The 20541-nt window shown below is 56.4% G+C and carries 21 protein-coding genes; 12 read left to right on the top strand and 9 right to left on the bottom strand.

The genetic code is table 11. The features are described from left to right. The first annotated feature begins 1 nt into the window (after position 1). Both ASF29_RS13770 and ASF29_RS13765 read left to right on the top strand, forming a co-directional pair. Positions 2–949 carry an amino acid ABC transporter substrate-binding protein gene (locus ASF29_RS13770; RefSeq protein ID WP_244473555.1) on the top strand — a complete coding sequence of 316 codons (948 nt, stop codon included), beginning with the start codon at positions 2–4 and terminating at the stop codon, positions 947–949. Beyond that, positions 946–1845: an amino acid ABC transporter substrate-binding protein gene (locus ASF29_RS13765; RefSeq protein WP_200925539.1), complete on the top strand. Its 900-nt coding sequence runs from the start codon at positions 946–948 to the stop codon at positions 1843–1845. The genes ASF29_RS13770 and ASF29_RS13765 overlap by 4 nt, the downstream gene beginning before the upstream one ends. A gap of 32 nt (positions 1846–1877) precedes the next feature. Here ASF29_RS13765 and pcaF read toward each other — a convergent pair whose 3' ends face one another. Genes pcaF through ASF29_RS13750 form a run of 3 tightly spaced genes read right to left on the bottom strand, consistent with a single transcriptional unit; the run spans position 1878 to position 4499 of the window. Further along, positions 1878–3083, bottom strand: a complete 1206-nt coding sequence (gene pcaF / locus ASF29_RS13760) for a 3-oxoadipyl-CoA thiolase (RefSeq protein WP_062451230.1) — start codon at positions 3081–3083, stop codon at positions 1878–1880. A 10-nt stretch (positions 3084–3093) separates the two neighbouring features. Next, positions 3094–3795, bottom strand: a complete 702-nt coding sequence (locus tag ASF29_RS13755) for a CoA transferase subunit B (RefSeq protein WP_062451229.1) — start codon at positions 3793–3795, stop codon at positions 3094–3096. Continuing rightward, positions 3792–4499, bottom strand: coding sequence for a 3-oxoacid CoA-transferase subunit A (locus ASF29_RS13750; RefSeq protein ID WP_062451228.1), 708 nt, complete (start codon positions 4497–4499; stop codon positions 3792–3794). The genes ASF29_RS13755 and ASF29_RS13750 overlap by 4 nt, the downstream gene beginning before the upstream one ends. Positions 4500–4629: 130 nt before the next feature. Here ASF29_RS13750 and ASF29_RS13745 point away from each other — a divergent pair, with 130 nt between their 5' ends. Next, entirely contained in the window at positions 4630–5388 is a 759-nt protein-coding gene (locus tag ASF29_RS13745) for an IclR family transcriptional regulator C-terminal domain-containing protein (protein WP_062451227.1), read from the top strand. Here the strand turns inward: ASF29_RS13745 and ASF29_RS13740 are convergent. After that, positions 5358–6275, bottom strand: coding sequence for a helix-turn-helix domain-containing protein (locus ASF29_RS13740; protein WP_062451310.1), 918 nt, complete (start codon positions 6273–6275; stop codon positions 5358–5360). The genes ASF29_RS13745 and ASF29_RS13740 overlap by 31 nt on opposite strands. Before the next feature lie 113 nt (positions 6276–6388). Here ASF29_RS13740 and pobA point away from each other — a divergent pair, with 113 nt between their 5' ends. Further along, positions 6389–7561 (top strand): 4-hydroxybenzoate 3-monooxygenase, encoded by a 1173-nt coding sequence (pobA, locus tag ASF29_RS13735; protein WP_062451309.1) that lies wholly within the window; start codon positions 6389–6391, stop codon positions 7559–7561. A gap of 11 nt (positions 7562–7572) precedes the next feature. Here pobA and pcaQ read toward each other — a convergent pair whose 3' ends face one another. After that, a complete protein-coding gene (pcaQ, locus tag ASF29_RS13730; RefSeq protein ID WP_062451226.1) occupies positions 7573–8502 on the bottom strand; it encodes a pca operon transcription factor PcaQ in 930 nt (309 codons plus the stop codon). 93 nt (positions 8503–8595) lie between these two features. On the opposite strand from pcaQ, the gene pcaD reads away from it, so the two are divergent. The 7 genes from pcaD (at position 8596) to ASF29_RS13695 (ending at position 13264) form a co-directional block, all read left to right on the top strand. Further along, positions 8596–9393 carry a 3-oxoadipate enol-lactonase gene (pcaD, locus tag ASF29_RS13725; RefSeq protein ID WP_062451225.1) on the top strand — a complete coding sequence of 266 codons (798 nt, stop codon included), beginning with the start codon at positions 8596–8598 and terminating at the stop codon, positions 9391–9393. Between the two features lie 2 nt (positions 9394–9395). After that, on the top strand, positions 9396–9812 hold the full coding sequence (pcaC, locus tag ASF29_RS13720) for a 4-carboxymuconolactone decarboxylase (RefSeq protein WP_062451224.1): 417 nt from the start codon (positions 9396–9398) through the stop codon (positions 9810–9812). Beyond that, complete coding sequence (gene pcaH, locus ASF29_RS13715; protein WP_062451223.1) at positions 9809–10549, top strand: protocatechuate 3,4-dioxygenase subunit beta; 741 nt, start codon at positions 9809–9811, stop codon at positions 10547–10549. The genes pcaC and pcaH overlap by 4 nt, the downstream gene beginning before the upstream one ends. A 1-nt stretch (position 10550) precedes the next feature. Then, the gene (gene pcaG, locus ASF29_RS13710; protein WP_062451222.1) at positions 10551–11171 is read left to right on the top strand and encodes a protocatechuate 3,4-dioxygenase subunit alpha; all 621 of its coding nucleotides are present in this window, start codon (positions 10551–10553) and stop codon (positions 11169–11171) included. Positions 11172–11178: 7 nt separating this feature from the next. Then, positions 11179–12231, top strand: a complete 1053-nt coding sequence (locus ASF29_RS13705; RefSeq protein ID WP_062451221.1) for a 3-carboxy-cis,cis-muconate cycloisomerase — start codon at positions 11179–11181, stop codon at positions 12229–12231. A gap of 214 nt (positions 12232–12445) precedes the next feature. Then, positions 12446–12667: a hypothetical protein gene (locus tag ASF29_RS13700; protein ID WP_062451220.1), complete on the top strand. Its 222-nt coding sequence runs from the start codon at positions 12446–12448 to the stop codon at positions 12665–12667. 36 nt (positions 12668–12703) lie between these two features. Beyond that, entirely contained in the window at positions 12704–13264 is a 561-nt protein-coding gene (locus ASF29_RS13695) for a type 1 glutamine amidotransferase domain-containing protein (protein WP_062451219.1), read from the top strand. Positions 13265–13329: 65 nt separating this feature from the next. Here the strand turns inward: ASF29_RS13695 and ASF29_RS13690 are convergent, their stop codons facing one another. The 4 genes from ASF29_RS13690 to ASF29_RS13675 all read right to left on the bottom strand — a co-directional run bounded on the left by ASF29_RS13690 (position 13330) and on the right by ASF29_RS13675 (position 18999). Next, positions 13330–14121 (bottom strand): crotonase/enoyl-CoA hydratase family protein, encoded by a 792-nt coding sequence (locus ASF29_RS13690; protein ID WP_062451218.1) that lies wholly within the window; start codon positions 14119–14121, stop codon positions 13330–13332. Between the two features lie 109 nt (positions 14122–14230). Next, a complete protein-coding gene (locus ASF29_RS13685; RefSeq protein WP_062451217.1) occupies positions 14231–16219 on the bottom strand; it encodes an acetyl/propionyl/methylcrotonyl-CoA carboxylase subunit alpha in 1989 nt (662 codons plus the stop codon). Positions 16220–16228: 9 nt separating this feature from the next. Further along, entirely contained in the window at positions 16229–17836 is a 1608-nt protein-coding gene (locus ASF29_RS13680) for a carboxyl transferase domain-containing protein (RefSeq protein ID WP_062451216.1), read from the bottom strand. Next, positions 17833–18999, bottom strand: coding sequence for an isovaleryl-CoA dehydrogenase (locus ASF29_RS13675; RefSeq protein WP_062451215.1), 1167 nt, complete (start codon positions 18997–18999; stop codon positions 17833–17835). Before ASF29_RS13675 ends, ASF29_RS13680 begins: the two co-directional genes overlap by 4 nt. A gap of 781 nt (positions 19000–19780) precedes the next feature. Here ASF29_RS13675 and ASF29_RS13670 point away from each other — a divergent pair. Next, positions 19781–20461, top strand: coding sequence for a sugar transferase (locus ASF29_RS13670; protein WP_062451214.1), 681 nt, complete (start codon positions 19781–19783; stop codon positions 20459–20461). The last annotated feature ends 80 nt before the right edge of the window (positions 20462–20541 follow it).

Raw genomic sequence — 20541 nt, 5'->3', positions numbered from 1 at the left:
AATGCGAAATCCTCAGTATCGATGTGTGAGTAAAAGCGTATTCAGCACTGCGTTTCGCGGTGCGTTTTTATCCCTTGCCCTGTTGCCGCTGATGGGCAACGGCGTGTCTGTGGCGCTGGCGCAGGAAAGCGGCACGCTGGACAAGATTGCGCGGACTAAGACGATCTCGATCGGTTACCGGGAAGACGAGGTTCCCTTCGCCTACAAGTCGGTCGAGGGCCAGGCGATAGGCTACTCGGTCGAACTGTGCGAGGATATCGCTGAACATGTCCGGCAGACGCTCAGCCTGGATAAGATCAACATCAACTACGTTGTCGCAACCCCGGCCACTCGTTTCCTGTTGGTCAAGTCTGGCAAGATCGACCTGGAATGCAGCGCGACCACCAATAATGCCGAACGGCGGGAACAGGTCTCCTTTTCCTATCCACATTTCATCACAGCCACCCGTTTCGTTGCGAAAAAATCCAGTGGGGTGAAGAACATCAAGGATTTGGCAGGACGCACCGTTGCGTCCACGACTGGCACGGTCAATATCGAGCAATTGCAAACCATCAATCGCACCGACAACCTCAATATCTCGGTTATGCTGGCGCGTCAGAACTCGGATGGCTTTGCCTTCGTTGAAAACAACAAGGCAACGGCATTCGTTATGGATGGTGTCCTGCTGGCGGCGCAGGTGGCGTTTTCCAAGTCACCGGATGACTATATGGTTTCGTCGGAAACCTTCGGGCCGCCGGAACCCTATGGTATTCTCATGCGCAAGGGCGATGAACCTTTCCGCACCGTCGTCAACGATGCGCTGCGCCAGCTTTTCGTCAGCGGCGACATCAACCGTATCTATGACAAATGGTTCATGTCGCCCCTGCCGCAAGATGGCCGCAACTTCAATCTGCCGATGTCGCAGGAACTACAGGCGGCCTTTCGCGAACCCAAGGAGTATCTGCAATGAGCCGCATGGTCCAAACGCTCTTTGCCGTTCTGGCTGCGATAGCTCCGGTCGCGTCGGACGCTGTCGCGGAGGATTTCACGCAGCCAACCCTCGAACGGATCAAGGAAACGGGCAAGATTCGTGTTGGATACGGTGTTACGGCACCCTTCTCCTTTACGGCGTCAGACGGTCAAGTAATAGGCTATTCCATCGATTTGTGTAATCGGCTTGCTGAAAAGCTCAGGCTCCGGCTTGAAATGCCAGCAGTGGAAGTTGTGCTGGTACCCCGCACGCCCAGCAATCGCGTCCAGTTGCTGAATAGCGGCGAGATGGACATCGAATGTAACGCCAGCACCAACACTGCAGAGCGCAGAAAAAGCGCTGCTTTCTCAGTCAGTCATTTTTATAGTGCAACACGCTATGTGTCTCTGGCCAAGAACAATCTCAAGACGCTCAATGATCTAAAGGGACGCTCTGTCAGCGTTGCTCTCGGCACCGTCAATGTAAGCGACATAACCGAGGCAAACCGGACGAAGAAACTCAACGTCTCCGTTATCCCCGTAGACAGCTTGCAGGCGGCTTTCGATATGGTCACTGATGGGCGTGTATCCGCCTTTGCCATGGATGAGGTCTTGCTCGGCACCATGATCGCGCGTACAAAAGATCCTGCGGAATACAGCATCTCTACCGATAAACTTACCGATGCACAGCCATTTGGCTTCATGATGCGCGTGAACGACAAGCCCTTCGTTTCAGCTGTCAACGAAGCTTTGACGGAAATCTACAAAAGTCCTGAGATGTCTGAAATTTACCATCGGTGGTTCGAAACTTCAGCGCCGGGACTTGGTATCAACATCGACCTGCCGATGAGTGACATGTTGAAGAAGGCACTTGCCCACCCGACGCCTATCGAATAGCGCCGGGCAGGGCCGTTGTTAGCCTGAAACCATCAGGCCCCTTCCAGCGCGATTGCGATGCCCTGGCCCACTCCGATGCACATCGTCGCCAGCGCCTTGCTCTTTCCCGACAGTGAAAGTTCGAGTGCCGCAGTCCCGGCAATGCGTGCACCGCTCATTCCCAGCGGATGCCCAAGCGCTATGGCACCGCCATTCATATTCGCGCGGGGATCGTCGTCTGCGATGCCGAGTTGCCGCAGTGTCGCCAGCCCCTGCGACGCGAATGCCTCGTTGAGCTCGATGACATCGAGCTCTTCCTGTTTCCAGCCCAGCCGGGTCAGAAGCTTTTGCGATGCCGGGGCCGGACCGATGCCCATCACACGCGGCGGAACTCCAGCCGTTGCGCCGCCAATAATGCGGGCAATTGGGGTTAAACCATATTTCTTCACTGCAGCTGCTGACGCGATGATCAACGCGGCGGCACCGTCATTGACGCCGGAGGCGTTTCCGGCAGTAACGGTCGCGCCTTCCATGCGGTTGACGGGCTTCAGTTTTGCAAGCGCCTCGAGGCTCGTTTCTCGCGGATGCTCATCCTTGTCGACGACGATGGCGTCACCCTTGCGCTGCGGAATGGTGACGGGAGTAATTTCCCTGGAAAGCCGACCGTTGGCTTGCGCCTGTGCCGCCTTCTGCTGGCTGCGCACTGCGAATGCGTCCTGCGCATCGCGGGAGACCTCGTAGTCAATCGCAACGTTGTCACCCGTCTCCGGCATCGAATCGACGCCGTACAGGGACTTCATGACGGGGTTTACGAAACGCCAGCCGATGGTCGTGTCGTAGATTTCAGCAGCTCTGGAAAAGGCCGTTTCGGCCTTCGGCATGACAAATGGTGCGCGGCTCATGCTTTCGACCCCGCCAGCGATCATCAAATCGGCTTCGCCTGCCTTGATTGCGCGGGCCGCGGTGATAACCGCGTCCATGCCAGAGCCGCAGAGACGGTTGATGGTGGTGCCTGTCACAGAGACCGGCAATCCTGCCAGAAGAAGCGACATGCGCGCCACGTTGCGGTTGTCTTCTCCGGCCTGATTGGCGCAGCCGAAAATAACGTCGTCGACCGCTTCCCAGTCGATCGTCTGGTTTCGCTGCATCAGGGCTTTCAGGGGGATTGCACCGAGGTCGTCTGCGCGCACGGATGAGAGTGCACCGCCAAAACGGCCAATCGGAGTGCGGATGTAATCGCAAATGAAAACGTCTGTCATGTTCGGAACCTTACAATTCGGGAGCAACGAGATCGGCGACGGGGCCGTCGGTGTGAAGCTTTGCGCCAGTCATTGCCTGCAGATCGTCAAAGCTCATGCCGGCCAACTTTTCACGCAGGACGAAATGGCCGTCCTTCACATCCACCACTGCGTGACTGGTATAGATACGGGTGATGCAGGCCACGCCGGTGAGGGGGAAAGCACATTTTTCAACGAGCTTGGGTTCGCCCTTCTTGGTGACATGTTCGGTAATGACGAAAACCTGTTTTGCACCGTGGACGAGATCCATGGCTCCACCAACGGCGGGCACACCTTTGGAACCGACTCGCCAGTTGGCCAGATCGCCGTTTTGCGCGACCTGATAGGCACCGAGAATGGCGACATCCAGATGCCCGCCGCGCACCATGGCAAAGCTGTCTGCATGGTGAAAGAACGCAGCGCCGGGTTTCAGCGTGACCGCCTTCTTGCCCGCATTGATGAGGTCCCAGTCTTCTTCGCCTTCTGCAGGAGATTCGCCGAAATTCAGGATGCCGTTCTCTGTGTGGAAAATGGCTTCCCGTCCTGGCGGCTGGTAACGCGCCACCATTTCGGGAAAGCCGATGCCGAGGTTGACGTAGGCCCCGTCCGCAATGTCCTGTGCTGCCCGCCATGCAATCTGGGCATTGGAAAGCTTGATCTCTTCAAACGTATCGAGAGCGTGATCTTCGGTCATGCGTATACCACTCCTGCGCGGATCAAGACTTCTTCCTGTTGTGGATTGTCGATCTGAACGACACCATCGACGAATATGCCCGGTGTGACGACCAGCTCCGGGTCAATCCCGCCAGCAGGCAAAAGTTGGGATACCTGCGCGATCGTTGTCGTCGCCGCCATGCACATCAGCGGATTGAAGTTACGACCGGCCTTGCTGTAGGTCAGGTTGCCGTGGGTGTCGCCCAGATGAGCTTTCACAATAGCGAAGTCGGCCTTCAACCAGCGCTCCTGCACGTAATGACGTCCATCGAACTGAGCGATCGGCTTACCTTCGGCCAGTTCGGTACCATAGGCCGTCGGCGTGTAGAATGCGGGAATGCCTGCTCCGCCTGCTCTGATCCGTTCGGCAAGCGTACCCTGTGGCACGAGCTCCAGCTCGATCTCGCCTGCCAGATACCGGTCCGTAAATGCCCGTGGATCAGACGATCGTGGGAAAGAACAGATCATCTTTCGAACCAACCCGGCATCAATCATCGCAGCAATGCCGATGCGTCCGTTTCCGGCATTGTTATTGATAACGGTCAGGTTCTTCGCCCCCTTGTCGATCAGTGCGTGGATCAACTCGATTGGCGCACCTGATCCGCCAAATCCGCCGATCATCACTGTGGCGCCGTCTCCAATGCCGGAAACCGCATCGGCAGCGCTTCTGATTGTCTTGTCCATGCAAACAGCTCCTGAGGTCCGAATTCGCTGATACGCTTATCCGAAGTTAGAGCGAGCACCATCTCGACTGCAATGAATTTGTGCGTTATATGATTTTTGTTCGTATATCGCACAAAATAGTGGGTGATTTATGGTTGGTGAGCGGGATTTGATGAGCGGTCTTGCGAAAGGTCTGAGGGTGGTCGAAGCTTTCAGCGCTGAACACCCGCGCCTGTCGATCTCGCAGGCCGCCGATATTGCGGGCCTTGATCGTGCGACGACCAGGCGGTGTTTGCTGACGCTGAACGAGCTTGGTTACGCTGCCTATGACGGAAAATATTTCACCGTCACGCCTAAGGTTTTGCGACTTGGCACCGGCTGCCTTGCCACTATGCCCCTGCCGCGCATCGTCCAACCGGTGTTGGACAAGCTTTCCGAAGACATTGGCCATAGCACCTCTGTCTCCATTCTGGATGAAACGGAAATCGTCTATGTGGCCCGGGCCTCCCAGCGGCGTGTCATGTCCATTTCACTCATGCCTGGTTCTCGCTTGCCTGCCTATTGTACCTCAATGGGGCGCGTCCTGCTTGCCGCGCTGAATGTGCCGGACAGGCGCGCTACTCTTGAGCGCTCCGATCTGCGATCGCGGACGCCTCTGACCATGACGGATATCGATGCGCTATTGGCGGAACTGGTTGAGAGCAGCGAACGCGGCTATGCCGTGATCGACCAGGAGGTAGAAATGGGCCTGCGTTCAATAGCGGTGCCGCTCATCAATATACGCGGGCAGGTCGTGGCCGCCCTGAATGTGGGCCTACCCGCATCGGCGGCACCCATGGACGATGTCGTGGAGCGCTTTCTCCCATCTCTTCTTTCAGTTCAGTCGGAACTTGGCAGAATGCTCGTCTGACGATCCTTCGTAGACGAAGCTGCAAGCCGCTGCTGCTCTGCCATTCGCCAAGCGCGGGGTGTCATGCCCGTTTCCCGCAGAAAAAAGCGGGAAAAATAAGCCGGGTCATGAAAGCCCAACCCTGAGGCGACCATCTGAACAGTCGACACCGTAAACAGTAACTCCTGTTTGGCAATTTCGAGCTGGCGCTGTGCGATCAACCGTTGCAGGCTAGTGCCGCATTGCAGGCGCACCAACCGGTTGAGGTGGGTCTGCGACATTCCGAGTTGTTGAGCATAGAATTGGGCATTTCGATGCTCGCGAATATGCCGCGCAATCAGGCTTAGAAGCCGTTCGAACCGGCTTTCGTTCCTGTCGGCAAGCCCATCGCCTTCCTTCTGCTGGATGAGCCGAGACAGCTGGACGATCAGCGTCGTGATTTGCCCTTCCATCATGGCATCACGTCCGGGGTACGTGTTGGAGTACTCGTTCCAGATTGTCGCACAGCACTCCAGAATGGCCCGTTGTGTAACCTCTCCAGCCAGCGGTAGCAGCGTAGGCCGCTTTAGATATTGACGTGCCGCCGCCTGTGCTGCCGCTGGTAGCGCGGATGGAATCAGCGTGATGATGATCCCGGCGATATCCTTTGAAAAGCGAAAGCCGTGCTCGAAACCTGGCGGGGCGATGACGATAGCCGGGGGCCTTATCGCGACGACATTGCCGTTCAGCGTTGCGTCTCCATCTCCACCGGAGAAGCACAGAATTTGCAGGAAGCTTTCATGTCTGTGCGTCTCGATCTCGAAGCGATGCAGGCTGCTGCGGGAAAAAAGAGTTTCACAATGAAAGCGGAACGCCCTTTGGGTGGTTCGAACTTCCCCATAAAGCTGGTCCTCGACTGGTTTCTGCATCTGTTCCTCAGTCACTGTTATGGTCGGATAGTGCAATCTGCGTTGCATAAAGTCCATTGATCATGGATTGCGAAGTGTCAATTTTGAAATGGGAGAAAACGCAGGAGGAAACAATGCACACGCAGGTCGTCATCATCGGCTCCGGCCCATCCGGACTGTTGCTGGGGCAGATATTGTCCAATGCCGGTATCGACAGTGTGATTCTGGATCGTGTTGCAAAAGATTACATCCTCGGTCGCGTCCGCGCCGGCGTGTTGGAAGAAGGAACGGTCAATCTCCTGAAACAGATGGGCGTTGCGCAGCGGCTTCAGAGAGAGGGCCTGCCGCACGACGGCTTTTCTCTCGCCTTCGACGGGCGAAATCACCGTATCGACCTGCATGATCTGACCGGCGGCAAGCGGGTAGTCGTCTACGGACAGACCGAAGTCACCCATGACCTCATGAATGAGCGAGAGCGGTCCGGGGCGATCACGATTTATGATGCCAAAAATGTCGAACCGCACGACTTCAGCGGTGATCGTCCTTATGTCACCTTTGACAAGGACGGCACGACGCATCGCATAGACTGCGACTTCATCGCCGGTTGCGACGGCTTTCACGGTGCCAGCAGAAAGGCTATCCCCAAAGGGGCGATCAAGGAGTTTGAGCGGGTCTATCCCTTCGGTTGGCTCGGTATTCTTGCCGAGGTTGCGCCCGTTCATCACGAACTCATCTACGCAAACCATCCCCGCGGCTTTGCTCTCTGCTCCATGAGGTCGGCAACCCGAAGCCGCTATTACATCCAGTGCTCACTGGATGAGAAGGTCGAGAACTGGAGTGACGACCGTTTTTGGGACGAGCTTCGTCTTCGGTTGCCTGCGCACCATGCACAGGCCATGGCGACAGCCCCGTCATTTGAAAAGTCGATTGCGCCGCTTCGCTCTTTCGTCGCCGAACCGATGCGATTTGGCCGTTTGTTTCTGGCGGGAGACGCGGCCCACATCGTGCCGCCAACCGGCGCAAAAGGTCTCAATCTGGCTGCGAGTGACGTCTACTATCTGAGCGAAGCTCTGATCGAACATTACAATGATAATTCCCAAAGCGGACTGGATGGCTATTCCGTGCGCGCTCTGGCGCGTGTCTGGAAGGCCGTTCGCTTTTCATGGTGGATGACGACGATGATGCATCGTTTCCCTGATACAGGTGATTTCGGCCAGAAAATTCAGGAGGCCGAGCTCGATTACCTCGTCCAATCGCGTGCCGCATCCACTGCGCTTGCTGAAAATTACGTCGGCTTGCCGTATTGAGCCGTTCCACGTCAGTTCCGAGATGCGGAAAGCGTGGCCGCCGTCTCGCGAATGGCCTGCATCAAGAGCGAAAGTGGTAATGACGGTTGCGTATCGGCACGCATGGTCAATCCCACAGGGCCGCTGGTGTCTGTAGTGTCGAGAGGCAGGACGGCCAATACCCCGTCAGCGATATCGGCAACCACGACGCCTTCCGAAATGATCCATATCGCGTTGCTCGTACGCAAGAACGCACGGCCAAAGGCATCCGAAACCGTTTCGATGCGGGTGGGAAGGGGAGCAACGCCATGTGCCAGCAGAAACTGATCGACCACCGGTCCGATCACCGAATTTCGCGTTGGCGTCAGGACGGGAAACTCGTGAAGCCGCTCGAAAATGCTGGTGCTTTCGGTAAGCAAGGGGTGACCGGCGCGCACGACGAAACGGACTTTTTCTGAGTAGAGATGCTCGAAGAAAAATCCGGTCATCTTGTCCGGTGTTGCCAGTCGTCCCACGACCAGATCGAGATCGCCGACGCGCAATTGTTCCAGCAGGACCGCATTCTCTCCGGTCACGATCTTGACCGTGCTGCCGGTATTCTCGAGGAGGAAGCTGGCCATGGCCTCTGGCATGATGCTGACGGAAACCGTAGGCAGCGCGCCGATACGCACCGGTGTACCAATTCTTGCGGCGTCAGGTGAAACGGAATCGACGGCTTGCCGAAGCGCTGTCATGGTTGCACCCGCGTGCTTCAGGAATATCTCCCCAGAGCGACTAAGCCTGATGCCGCGCCCGTCTCGCTCGAAAAGGGTGACGCCCAAAACGTCCTCCAGCTCTCGCACCGTTTTCGTTACGGCTGGCTGGCTGACACGCAGAATGGCAGCAGCGCGAACCACACTTTTCTGGCGTGCGATCTCCACGAAAGTCTGGATATGGCGGAATTTTATGCGGGCGTCGATCATGAAATATAATCTAACGGTTATGAATTATGGTCAGTAAACTCATTTTACTTAACTGTTTCGATCTTGCAATATCCTGCGCAGGAGGAGTGTCGCATGCAGTTTCTGTTGTCCGGTTCTCGGGCGATCCATTATGAAGCGCGGGGTCTGGCAAAGGGAAAGCCGGTCATCGTATTCATCAATTCTCTCGGTACCGATTTCCGCATCTGGGATTCGGTGATGGCAGAGCTTGGCGATGTTTATGCCTACATTCGTCACGACAAGCGCGGGCATGGACTTTCCGATGCCGGTACTACGCCCTATTCGATCGATGACCACGTCGACGATGTTTTACAGCTTCTGGATCATCTCTCGATCAGCAAGGCTGTTGTCTGGGGCCTGTCGGTCGGTGGGTTGATCGCGCAGGGGCTTTATGCGCGTCGTCCCGACCGGGTCCAAGCCCTTATTCTCAGCAACACCGCACACAAGATCGGCAATGCCGACATGTGGAACGACCGCATCGATCATATTCAACGAGATGGTATCGCGCCGCTTGTCGACGGCGTCATGGAGCGGTGGTTCACCCCTGCTTTCAGGCGTTCTGACAATGGCGCCTATCTCGGTGCGCGCACCATGCTGGCGCGTCAGGACAGAAACGGTTACGCGGCGACGTGCGCCGCCATCCGGGATGCCGATTTTTCTGAGGCCGCGAAAACTATTGCTGTGCCCACACTTTGTGTTGCCGGTGATAGCGATGCTTCGACGCCGCCGGACCTCGTCGGCTCGCTGTCCGCGCTCATTCCCGATAGTCGCCTCGCGATCATCGACCATTGCGGCCACATTCCCTGTATCGAGCAACCTGCTGCCTACGCACTGGTGGCGCGTGCTTTCCTGACCTCGCTGCCGGAGTTTTGACCATGGCCGATGCCGAAAAGTCCAACAGATTTGATGAGGGCATGAAGACGCGCCGCAAGGTTTTGGGTGACGGTCATGTTGATCGCGCCCAGGCTGCGGCCACGCCGTTCGATGAACCTTTTCAGCGTCTGATTACGGAATCAGCCTGGGGAAATGTCTGGTCGGGGTCGCACTGGAGCAAAAGGGAGCGCTCCATGGTCACGATCGCTTTGCTGGCCGCGCTCGGGCATGACGAGGAAGTCGCCATGCATGTGCGCGCCACAGCCAACACCGGAGCCACACCGGAGGATATTCGCGAGGCACTGATGCATGTCGCGATTTATGCTGGTGTTCCCGCCGCCAATCATGCTTTCAAGATTGCCAAGACTGCGCTTGCCGAGATGCAGGCTGGTTCTTTGCGTGAGGAGGAAGAGAAATGACCAACAGACCGCCCGAAACCGGACCGTTTTTCGCCAGAGACCGCAGCATTCATCCACCAGCCTATGCACCAGGCTACAAGACGTCGATCCTGCGTTCTCCGCAGCGCGCGCTGATTTCGCTTGATGGCACCAGAAGCGAGATAACCGGCCCGGTGTTCGGCCACGGCATGTTGAACCCGCTCGATAACGATCTCATCCTCAACTATGCCCGCCCCGGTGAATCGCCCATCGGACCTCGCATTCTGGTGCATGGTCGCGTGCTCGATGAGCGTGGCAGAGGCGTCGACGGTGCTCTCGTGGAGTTCTGGCAGGCCAATGCCGGCGGACGATACCTTCACAAAAAGGAGACCTATCTGGCACCGATCGACCCGAATTTCGGCGGCGTGGGACGCACCATTACCGATGCTGACGGCTATTACTGGTTCAAGACGATCCAGCCAGGTGCCTATCCCTGGCCCAATGGCGTCAATGACTGGCGTCCAGCCCATATCCATTTTTCCATCTTTGGTCACGGTTTCTCGCAGCGCCTCATCACGCAGATGTATTTCGAGGGTGACCCGATGATATGGCAGTGTCCCATCGTGAAGACCATTCCCGACAAGACCGCCATCGAGGGGCTCGTTGCCGCACTCGACATGACCTCGGCCATTCCTATGGACATGCGCGCCTACAAATTCGATATCGTACTACGCGGGCGTCGTTCCACCCTGTTCGAGAACCGCATGGAGGGCAACTGACATGGTCCAACCGCTACATTACTTCAAGGAAAGCGCGTCACAGACCGCAGGCCCCTATGTTCATATTGGCTGCACCCCCAATTTCGCAGGCATCAAGGGTGTCTTCTCCGAAGACCTAGGCTCTGGCGCACTCTATAATGACCGCACCAAGGGCGAGCGCATTACCATTCGCGGGACTGTCTACGATGGCGGCGGAAATGCGCTCAAGGACGCTTTGATTGAAGTCTGGCAGGCGGATGCCGCCGGTCTCTATAACAGCCCCAGCGAAACACGGGGCACGGCAGATCCGAACTTTTCAGGCTGGGGCCGGTCGCCGGGCGATATGGACACCGGTGAGTTTACCTTCGAGACGATCAAGCCAGGCGTCGTTCCTTTTAATGACGGTCGCCCGATGGCACCGCACATCACGTTCTGGATCGTAGCACGTGGTATCAATATCGGGCTGCATACACGCATGTATTTCCCGGAAGAGGAGGCTGCCAACGCCGCCGACCCCGTGCTTGCCCGCGTAGAACACAAGACGCGTCTTGCAACATTGATCGCGAAGAAAGAGGAAGGGAACGTTTATCGCTTCGACATCCACCTTCAGGGCGAAAAAGAAACCGTCTTCTTCGATATTTGAGACTGTTATGAGCCTTACCCCATTCGAACATCCTTATCTCGGTGGACTCTTCGGTGATGCGGATCTTGCGACGCTGTTTTCGGTCGAGACCGATATGGCAGCGATGCTTCGATTTGAGAGAGCGCTCGCACAGGCCCAGAGCGATGTCGGGATCATCTCACAAGATGTTTCGAAGGCCATCGTCGCGGGGATCGCAGCTGTGTCGGTGGATTATGACGCGCTACGGCGCGGCGTGGCGCAGGATGGTGTGGTGATTCCGGAACTTATCCGGCAATTGAGAGCGGCTATCGGCGGGGAAGCGGCCAGCAGCGTCCATTTTGGGGCGACCAGCCAGGACGTGATTGATACCAGCCTCATGCTTCGTCTCAAGGCCGCTACCGATATTGTCCTCACGCGACTGTCAACCTGCATTTCCCAGTTGGACACTATGGAAGCGCGGGATGGAACGCGCAGTCTGATGGGACATACGCGCATGCAGGCGGCTATTCCGATCACTGTTGCGGATCGGCTGGCAAGCTGGCAACAGCCGCTGATCCGTCATCGCGCGCGGCTGTCGGCCTTTACGCAGACCGGCTTTGCAGTGCAGTTCGGAGGTGCCGCAGGATCACTTGAAAAACTTGGCGGCAAAGGCGCAGATGTCCGGGCAGAACTGGCGCGCCGTCTGGAGTTGACCGATGCACAACAATGGCACAGCCAGCGAGACAATATTGCGGAGTTCGGTAATATCCTTTCTCTGATCACAGGATCTCTCGGGAAAATCGGGCAGGATATCGCCCTGCTTGCACAGGTAGGCACGGAGATAAAGCTGTCGGGGGGAGGCGGTTCGTCCGCAATGCCGCACAAGCAAAATCCGGTCGCGGCGGAAACTCTGGTGACACTGGCCCGTTTCAACGCGGTGCAGGTCTCGGCATTGCACCAATCCATGGTTCATGAGCAGGAGCGATCCGGTGCGGCCTGGATGCTGGAGTGGCTGGTTCTGCCGCAAATGGTGGTGGCAACCGGCAGCGCTCTCCTGTCGACTGAGCGTCTCCTAGACCAAATCCAATCTCTTGGTACGTAATCGTTCCGTTCTTTGCGAGTTCTATTTTTCAGGAACCATTGTCCAAGGGCTACGTTCACTTGGCAGGAGAGCCGCCGTGTCAAACGGATATGATGGCGCTGAAGAACATCAGGATTTTTCCGTTTTCTTCTGATGGCCAACGAAACGGCAGACGAGCTTCTTACCCATCCGGTGCTCTCCGATAGATTGAAACTCCCGCCCATGGAGAAGAGATATGGAAAAGACCGAAACGCGAAAGCTTGCGGAAGAATACATGCTCCTTGGCGGCACCCGTCAGGTCATGATCGACGACAACAAGACCTTCGTTCGTCAATATGAAAACGAGCCGCAGGAAGCGGAACGTTTCTGGCAGGAAAAAATCGAAGTCCTCGACAAAGCCCGCCGCGATGACGTCGAGTTCTTCCTCCCGTCGGTGAACTCCGACGAGGAAAACTAAGCTTCTACCCCAATATACAAAGCAAAGGAGAAAGCCATGACAGCTATCAACGCTGCTAAAATCGTTATTCTTGCAACGGACGGCTATGAACGGTCTGAATTGCGCGTGCCCTATGAGCAACTGAAGGAAAAGGGCGCAGTGGTAAGGATTGCCTCGCTGGAAGAAGGCGAGATCATGAGCTGGGACGAGAAGAATTGGGGCGATGCCATCGGCGTCGATCTCCTTGCAAAGGATGTTCGCATCGAAGACTTCGATGCCCTGGTCCTTCCAGGCGGTCAGATCAATCCAGACGTCCTTCGCGCCAACGATGACGCTATGCGCGTTGTCAAGGAATTCGTGAAATCCGGCAAGGTCGTTGCTGCAATCTGTCATGCGCCCTGGTTGCTGATCGAGGCTGACGCTGTAAAGGGTCGTCAGGTCACATCCTACGGCTCCATCAAGACCGACGTAAAGAACGCCGGAGGCATCTGGAAGGACGAAAAGGTCGTGACTGACAAGGGTATCGTCACCTCACGCTCGCCAGACGATCTGGATGCCTTCGTGGCGAAGATCGTCGAAGAAATTGAAGAAGGCCGCCACGAGCGCCGTGCCGCGTAACAGAACAGGCCGCCATGGACTGACCGTGGCGGCCGTTTCGCGCTCAGCAGCGCTCGCGCAAACATTTACTCCTTATCTGCCCATTGCGGCTTTCGTTTTTCCAGAAATGCCGAGATGCCTTCCCTGGCTTCGTCGGTGTCCCATGCGTCCGCGAGTGCACGAATAGACGCTTCGATCGTGGCATCATCGATTTTTCCCGACAGCATCCGAATTAGATTTTTTGTCCGACCGACCGCTCCGGGAGCGACACCAAGATAGGGGGCGACCTCCGCTTCGACGGTGGCATCCAGCTCCGGCCCTGGGCATGCTATTTTGATCAGCCCGAGGCGTGCAGCTTCGTCTGCCTGAAAAACTCTTGCGGACATGAAGACCTGGCGGGCTGCACCTTCGCCGATTCGGGCAATGACGTAGGGGCCGATTGTGGCCGGGATGATCCCGAGTTTTGTTTCCGTAAATCCAAACCTCGTATTCTCGCTCGCAATGGCGACATCACAAATGCAGGTTAGCCCTACGCCGCCCCCGAAGGCCGCGCCATGAATTTTAGCGATCAGCGGTACGGGCAGTTCGTTCATTGCACGCAGCATTTCGGCGAGCATGCGGGCCTCTTGCATGCGCTTGGGCCGGTCGGCCTCAATCTGTGCCATCATCCAAGAAAGATCGCCGCCTGCGCAAAACATGTCGCCACGCCCGGACAGAATAACAGCGCGAATCCTCTCGTCCGAATGGATGACCTTGGCGAAATCGTTGAGCTCGGCGATCATGGTCGCGGTCATGGCGTTTCGTTTATCGGGCCGGTTGAGCTCCAGCGTCACGACTCCGCGTTCGTCACGCGTAACATTCAATGTCTCATAGGTCATGGGAGCTCCGCGTAATCTGTCGGGCGAAATTTGCGACGGCGGCGAGGTCGATCAGTGTCTTTCGTTCTGAAGGCCATCACGCGGTCCGACTTCGAAGATCATGACGCTCTCAGCCATGGTCAGTCTCAAGAGCTATCAGCGTATCGCCATGGGCCACCTGTTGTCCGGCTGCGACATTAATCTCTTGCACGACACCGTCGCGCGGTGCGCTCAGGGCATGCTCCATTTTCATGGCCTCCAGCACCAGCAGGGCATCGCCTTTGCTCACCGCCTGCCCTCGAGATACGAAAAGCTTGGCAACGAGCCCCGGCATGGGTGCGGCGACGGTGTCGCTCCCGACATGGGTCTCGTCGATCCGGGTAAGGGCATCCGGTCGGGTCCAGGAAAATACATGGCCATCGATAAACAGGTGAACTGCTTCATCGATGCGGACAGCGCGAAGCCTTTGTCGGTATCCATTTTCGTCGATCGTTATGTCATCACCATTCTTCGTGATGCGATATGTCGCGCCGTCAGCGGTTTCGACCATGGCCCCATTGATCATCAAATCGACGGCCTCTCTACCATTCACGGAATTCAAAGTGACATGCAGCTCGGCTGGCCCCCACAGTCGAAAGCCCTTCGTAAGATCGAACGGATCCCGCCCTGTAGGGCTGTCGAACATTTCGCCAAACATCATGGCAGCCACGACGGCGCCGAAGGCCGGGGCGGGTGGTTGCTCGAGCAACTGCGTCAGGTCGCGGCCGATGAGACCCGTATCGATCTGACCACGTCTAAAACCGTCATGGCGTGAAAGCGCGGCGAGAAAGGTCAGATTGGTAACGGTCCCTGCAATCTCAACAGATGTCAAAGCATCCGCCAGTTTATGCAGGGCATCCTCCCGGTCTTGCCCGTGTACGATAACTTTGGCGATCATCGGATCGTACCAAGGTGTGATGGTGTCCCCGGCCCTGACGCCGCTGTCGATACGAAGGGACGCTTGCTCGAATTTTGCAGCCTCGGGGAATTTTAGATGGTCCAGCTTTCCCGTTGCAGGTAAAAATCCGGTTGCGGGGTCTTCGGCGTAGAGACGTGCTTCGAAAGCGTGGCCGGTAATTGAAAGATCTTGCTGGGTGAATGGAAGCGGTTCACCCGCTGCGACACGCAATTGTAGCTCCACGAAGTCCAGCCCGGTAATCGCTTCCGAAACGGGATGCTCCACCTGCAGACGCGTGTTCATTTCCATGAACCAGAAGCCATCAGGGCGCAGACCGCGGCTGCTATCGGCAATGAATTCGATGGTGCCAGCGCCTCGATATCCGATTGCCCGGGCCGCCTCGATTGCCGCCTCGCCCATCACATGGCGCATCTCCTGCGTCATGCCGGGGGCCGGTGCTTCTTCGATAACCTTTTGATGGCGGCGTTGGAGCGAGCAATCGCGCTCGAACAGATGAACGACATGTCCCGCGTTGTCAGCGAAGATTTGCATTTCGATGTGGCGAGGCGAGGCGACGTATTTTTCCACCAGAACGGCTGCATCACCAAAGCTTTTGGTGCCCTCGCGCTGTGCGCTTTCAAGTGCGCTCGCGAAATCATCCGGTTTTTCCACCAGCCGCATGCCTTTGCCACCGCCGCCGGCTCGGGCCTTGATCAGCACCGGATAGCCGATCTTTCGGGCCTGTTCCGCGAGAAAGTCGGCATCCTGTACGGGGCCATGATATCCCGGCACGACTGGAACCCCGGCGCTTTCCATCCGTGCCTTTGCGAAGTCCTTCAGACCCATGGCGCGGATCGCGTCCGGTGGCGGGCCGATGAAGACGAGCCCGGCTTTTTCGACGGCCTCGACGAATTCAGGGTTTTCAGACAGGAAACCGTAGCCGGGATGAATGGCCTGCGCACCGGTTTTCAGGGCCGCATCGATGATGGCGGTTCCGTTAAGATAGCTTTCGGCGACGGCAGGCGGTCCGATCCGCACGGCTTCATCCGCCATCTGTACATGGAGGGCACCGGCATCCGCATCGGAATAGACTGCGACGGTCTTGATCCCCATGCGTCGCGCTGTCACAATGACCCGACAGGTTATTTCTCCGCGATTGGCGATCAGAATTTTCGTGAACATCGCTTCTCCTTACATCCGGAATAGGCCGAAGCGGGTTTGTGGGATGGGGGCATTCAACGCGACGGAGAGGCTGAGAGCCAGGACCTCGCGCGTCTTTCGCGGATCGATGATACCATCGTCCCAAAGGCGGGCTGAGGCATATAGCGGGTGACTCTGGCGTTCGAACATCTCAATGGTTGGGCGTTTGAATGCGGCTTCTTCGTCTTGGGCCCAGCTTTTTCCGGCACGCTCCATGCCTTCGCGTTTCACCGTTGCCAGAACGCCTGCGGCCTGCTCGCCGCCCATGACGGAAATCCGACTGTTCGGCCACGTCCAGAGGAAGCGCGGTGAAAAGGCACGGCCCGCCATGCCGTAATTGCCCGCTCCGAAGGAGCCGCCGACAAGCATGGTGATTTTCGGCACGGCTGTGGTTGCCACCGCCGTCACCAGTTTTGCGCCGTGGCGAGCAATCCCCTCATTTTCATATTTCTGCCCGACCATGAAGCCGGTGATGTTTTGCAAGAAGATGAGCGGAATGTGCCTTTGCGAGCATAGTTCGATGAAATGCGCGCCTTTTTGCGCCGCCTCGCTGAAGAGAATGCCATTATTGGCGACGATACCCACCGGGCAGCCCATGATATGGGCAAAGCCGGTCACAAGGGTTTCACCAAAGAGCGCCTTGAATTCGTCGAACCGCGATCCATCGACGACGCGGGCAATGACTTCGCGAATGTCGTAGGGTGTCCGCAAGCTGGCCGGAACGATGCCGAGGATTTCCTCGGGGGCATAGATCGGCTCCTCCGCGGGTTGCCAGGCCACCGTTTGCGGTTTCCTGCGGTTGAGCCCTGCCACTGCCTGTCGGGCAAGCGCCAGAGCATGATCGTCGTCTTCAGCAAGATAGTCCGCGACGCCGGACAACCGGGTATGGACGTCGCCGCCACCGAGGTCCTCGGCAGAGACGACCTCGCCTGTTGCAGCCTTCACCAGTGGTGGTCCTGCGAGGAAAATCGTGCCTTGATTGCGCACGATAATGGTAACATCCGACATCGCTGGCACATAGGCCCCACCCGCCGTACACGACCCCATGACCACCGCGATCTGGGCTATGCCCGAGGCACTCATCTGGGCCTGATTATAAAATATGCGGCCAAAATGATCCCGGTCTGGGAAAACCTCATCCTGATTTGGCAGGTTTGCGCCGCCGCTATCCACCAGATAGATACAGGGCAGCCGGTTTTCCTGTGCGATCTCCTGAGCACGAAGATGCTTTTTAACGGTCAGCGGAAAATATGTGCCACCCTTCACTGTCGCATCGTTGCACACGATCATGCAGTCCTGTCCGCTGACCCTACCTATGCCTGTAATCAGTCCTGCGCCCGGAACGGCATCATCATAGAGCCCGTGAGCCGCCGTTGTGCCGATTTCAAGGAACGCCGATGCGGAGTCGAGTAGACGTGCGACGCGGTCACGGGGCAACAGCTTGCCGCGAGCCAGATGGCGCTCCCGCGCTGTCTGTCCACCACCGGCCATGGCGAGACCGACGGCGTTTTCGATGTCGGCAAGTGCGGTCAAGTGAGCCTGTCGGTTTGTCTCAAAGGTTTCACTGCTGGTGAGGACGGAGGATTTCAAAATACTCATGGAGACTGGCTCTCCAGCAGTTCACGACCGATGAGCATACGGCGGATTTCCGAGGTTCCCGCGCCGATTTCCATCAGCTTCGCGTCCCTGAAGAGACGGCTGACCGGTGTTTCGTTCATGAAGCCGGTGCCACCCATCGCCTGGACGGCTTGATGTGCGACGATCATTGCCTGCTCTGACGCGTAGAGGACACAGGCGGCGGCATCCTGCCGGGTGATCCGTCCCCGGTCGCAGGCGCGTGCGACCTCGTAAAGATACGCCCGTGCGGTGTTGAGCGCCGTATACATGTCGGCGATCTTGCCCTGCATCAGTTGGAAACTTCCGATGCTCTGACCGAACTGTTTCCGGGATTTCACATAGGGCATCACTTCGTCAAGACAGGCGGCCATGATACCCGTGCCAATGCCTGACAGAACAACACGTTCATAGTCGAGACCTGACATCAAAACCCGCACCCCACGATTCTCGTCACCGAGAACATTTTCCAGTGGCACCTCGACGTCGGTGAAGATCAGTTCTGCGGTGTTGGAACCGCGCATGCCAAGCTTGTCGAAGTGTGGGCCGCTGGAAAAACCTTTCATCGTCCTTTCGATAATGAAAGCAGTGATGCCCTTTGCTGCTGCTGAAGGATCGGTCTTGGCATAGACAACCAATGTATCCGCGTCCGGTCCGTTGGTAATCCAGTATTTGGTACCGTTCAGCCGGTAGTGATCCGTACGCTTTTCTGCTCGCAGGGACATGGACACGACATCGGATCCGGCACCGGCTTCAGACATCGCCAAAGCGCCAACATGCTCGCCGGTAATCAGCTTTGGCAAATATCTGCTTTTTTGTGCGTCTGTTCCATTAAGCTTGATCTGGTTGACGCACAGGTTGGAGTGGGCACCATAACTGAGGCTGACGGAGGCCGAGGCGCGGGCAATTTCCTCCACGGCGACTGTGTGGGCCAAATATCCCATATCGGCACCGCCATAGAGTTCCGGAACTGTGATCCCCAAAAGTCCGAGTGACCCCATTTCAGACCACAGCGATGGTGGAAAGGCGTTTGTGCGATCAATCTCTGCCGCAATAGGCTTCACCCGGTCCTGCGCCCAGCGATGAACCGTTTCGCGCAATGCGCCGACGTCTTCGCCAAGCTCGAAGCTCATGGCGCTGCTGAACATGAAACAGCTCCTCCGGTTTCAGGCACTTCCTCGACCGCTCTCCCAGCGATCTCGGCTATCAATTACCGGCTCTTCCCTGCGTTAGATTTGGCGCAAATCGAGCTGGTTTTGACATGCTATGTCGGAATGGCTGTTGATGCCAACCTTGATTGCATTTTTAGGGGCCACAGAAAAATGATTACAGAATCACGCAATCGTCACTAGCTGAATCGATTATATCTTCTTATGAGAACTCGCCGAACATAATTGACAGCTAGGCAAATGCGTTTTGCCATTCTTTTGCCTTAATTGCGTCACGATTGCGTCGACTTTGAACCCGTTTTTGTGATCATTTGCAAACAAGATGAATTTTTCTTCATAAATTTAGAGACATTCAGTGTCTTTTTGAGTGTGCGTCGCCGCAATTTTATTGCGGTGCACAATAGCTGTTTTTGCTTTTAAGCTTGGTCTTCGTTGCGGATTCATCTCGAATTTTGCCGTATTGGAGCAAGCTATAAGAATAAATGAAATGTAGGCGGCCCTTTAATACATAAGGAAACACCGTCTTTGCGGGTAAGCCGCAAGATCTGCCACGTGGCGTTGTTGTTTATCGGTATTTTAATATTATTGACCGTTCTTTTGTGAGTATTTTCGGAAATGCCTGAGGGCAAGACTAAGGCGCAGTGCCTCATAAAAAATTTAAAAGCACCAAATTCTCGTCACAGCCTTACGGAATGATCTAACTCGAATTGACGCGCCCAACGGGTACCGACCATCGCAAAACATAAATGGAGTCCTCTCTATGAAGTCCGCGACTCGATCGGCTGTTTCGCCGCTTAGTAGCTCAGATGAATTTGATATGAGCTTTCCGATCGGAGGAATCGCTAAACGCAGCTTTGACGTTTCGTCAGCCCTGCTAGCACTCCTCATACTCAGCCCGATCTTTCTTATGATCATGGCTTTGGTGAAATTCTCTGACCGCGGCCCTGCCTTTTATGGGCATCGCCGCGTCGGACACAATGGACGCACATTCCATTGCCTAAAGTTCCGCACGATGGTGACGAATGGCGATGAAGTGCTGCGACAGTACCTTGCAGCCAATCCTGAAGCTGCAGAGGAATGGAAAGCGACGCGCAAACTCAAGGACGATCCCCGCGTAACGGCGATCGGCAATGTTCTGCGCAAGCTCAGCCTCGATGAACTTCCGCAGCTCATCAACATCATTCGTGGTGAGATGAGTGTCGTTGGTCCCCGTCCGGTGGTCGACGAAGAGCTGAATTACTATGAGAATGCTGCTTCCTATTATCTCAGCACGCGCCCAGGCCTGACGGGTCTTTGGCAGATCAGTGGTCGCAATGACGTGTCCTACAAGGAACGCGTCGACTTCGATACGCATTATGTGCGTAACTGGTCGATGATGCAGGATGTTTCCATTATCTTCAAAACCATTCCCGCTGTGTGCATGTCACGCGGCAGCTATTGAACCATTTCCGTTCTCTGGCGTTTTTGCAGCATTAAATTATTGCGGCTACTCATGAGTGGCAATTGCGACCAGCTTCAAGG

The organism is Rhizobium sp. Leaf262 (assembly GCF_001422245.1).
Taxonomy (GTDB): domain Bacteria; phylum Pseudomonadota; class Alphaproteobacteria; order Rhizobiales; family Rhizobiaceae; genus Agrobacterium.
This window is presented reverse-complemented; position numbering and strand designations above follow the sequence as displayed.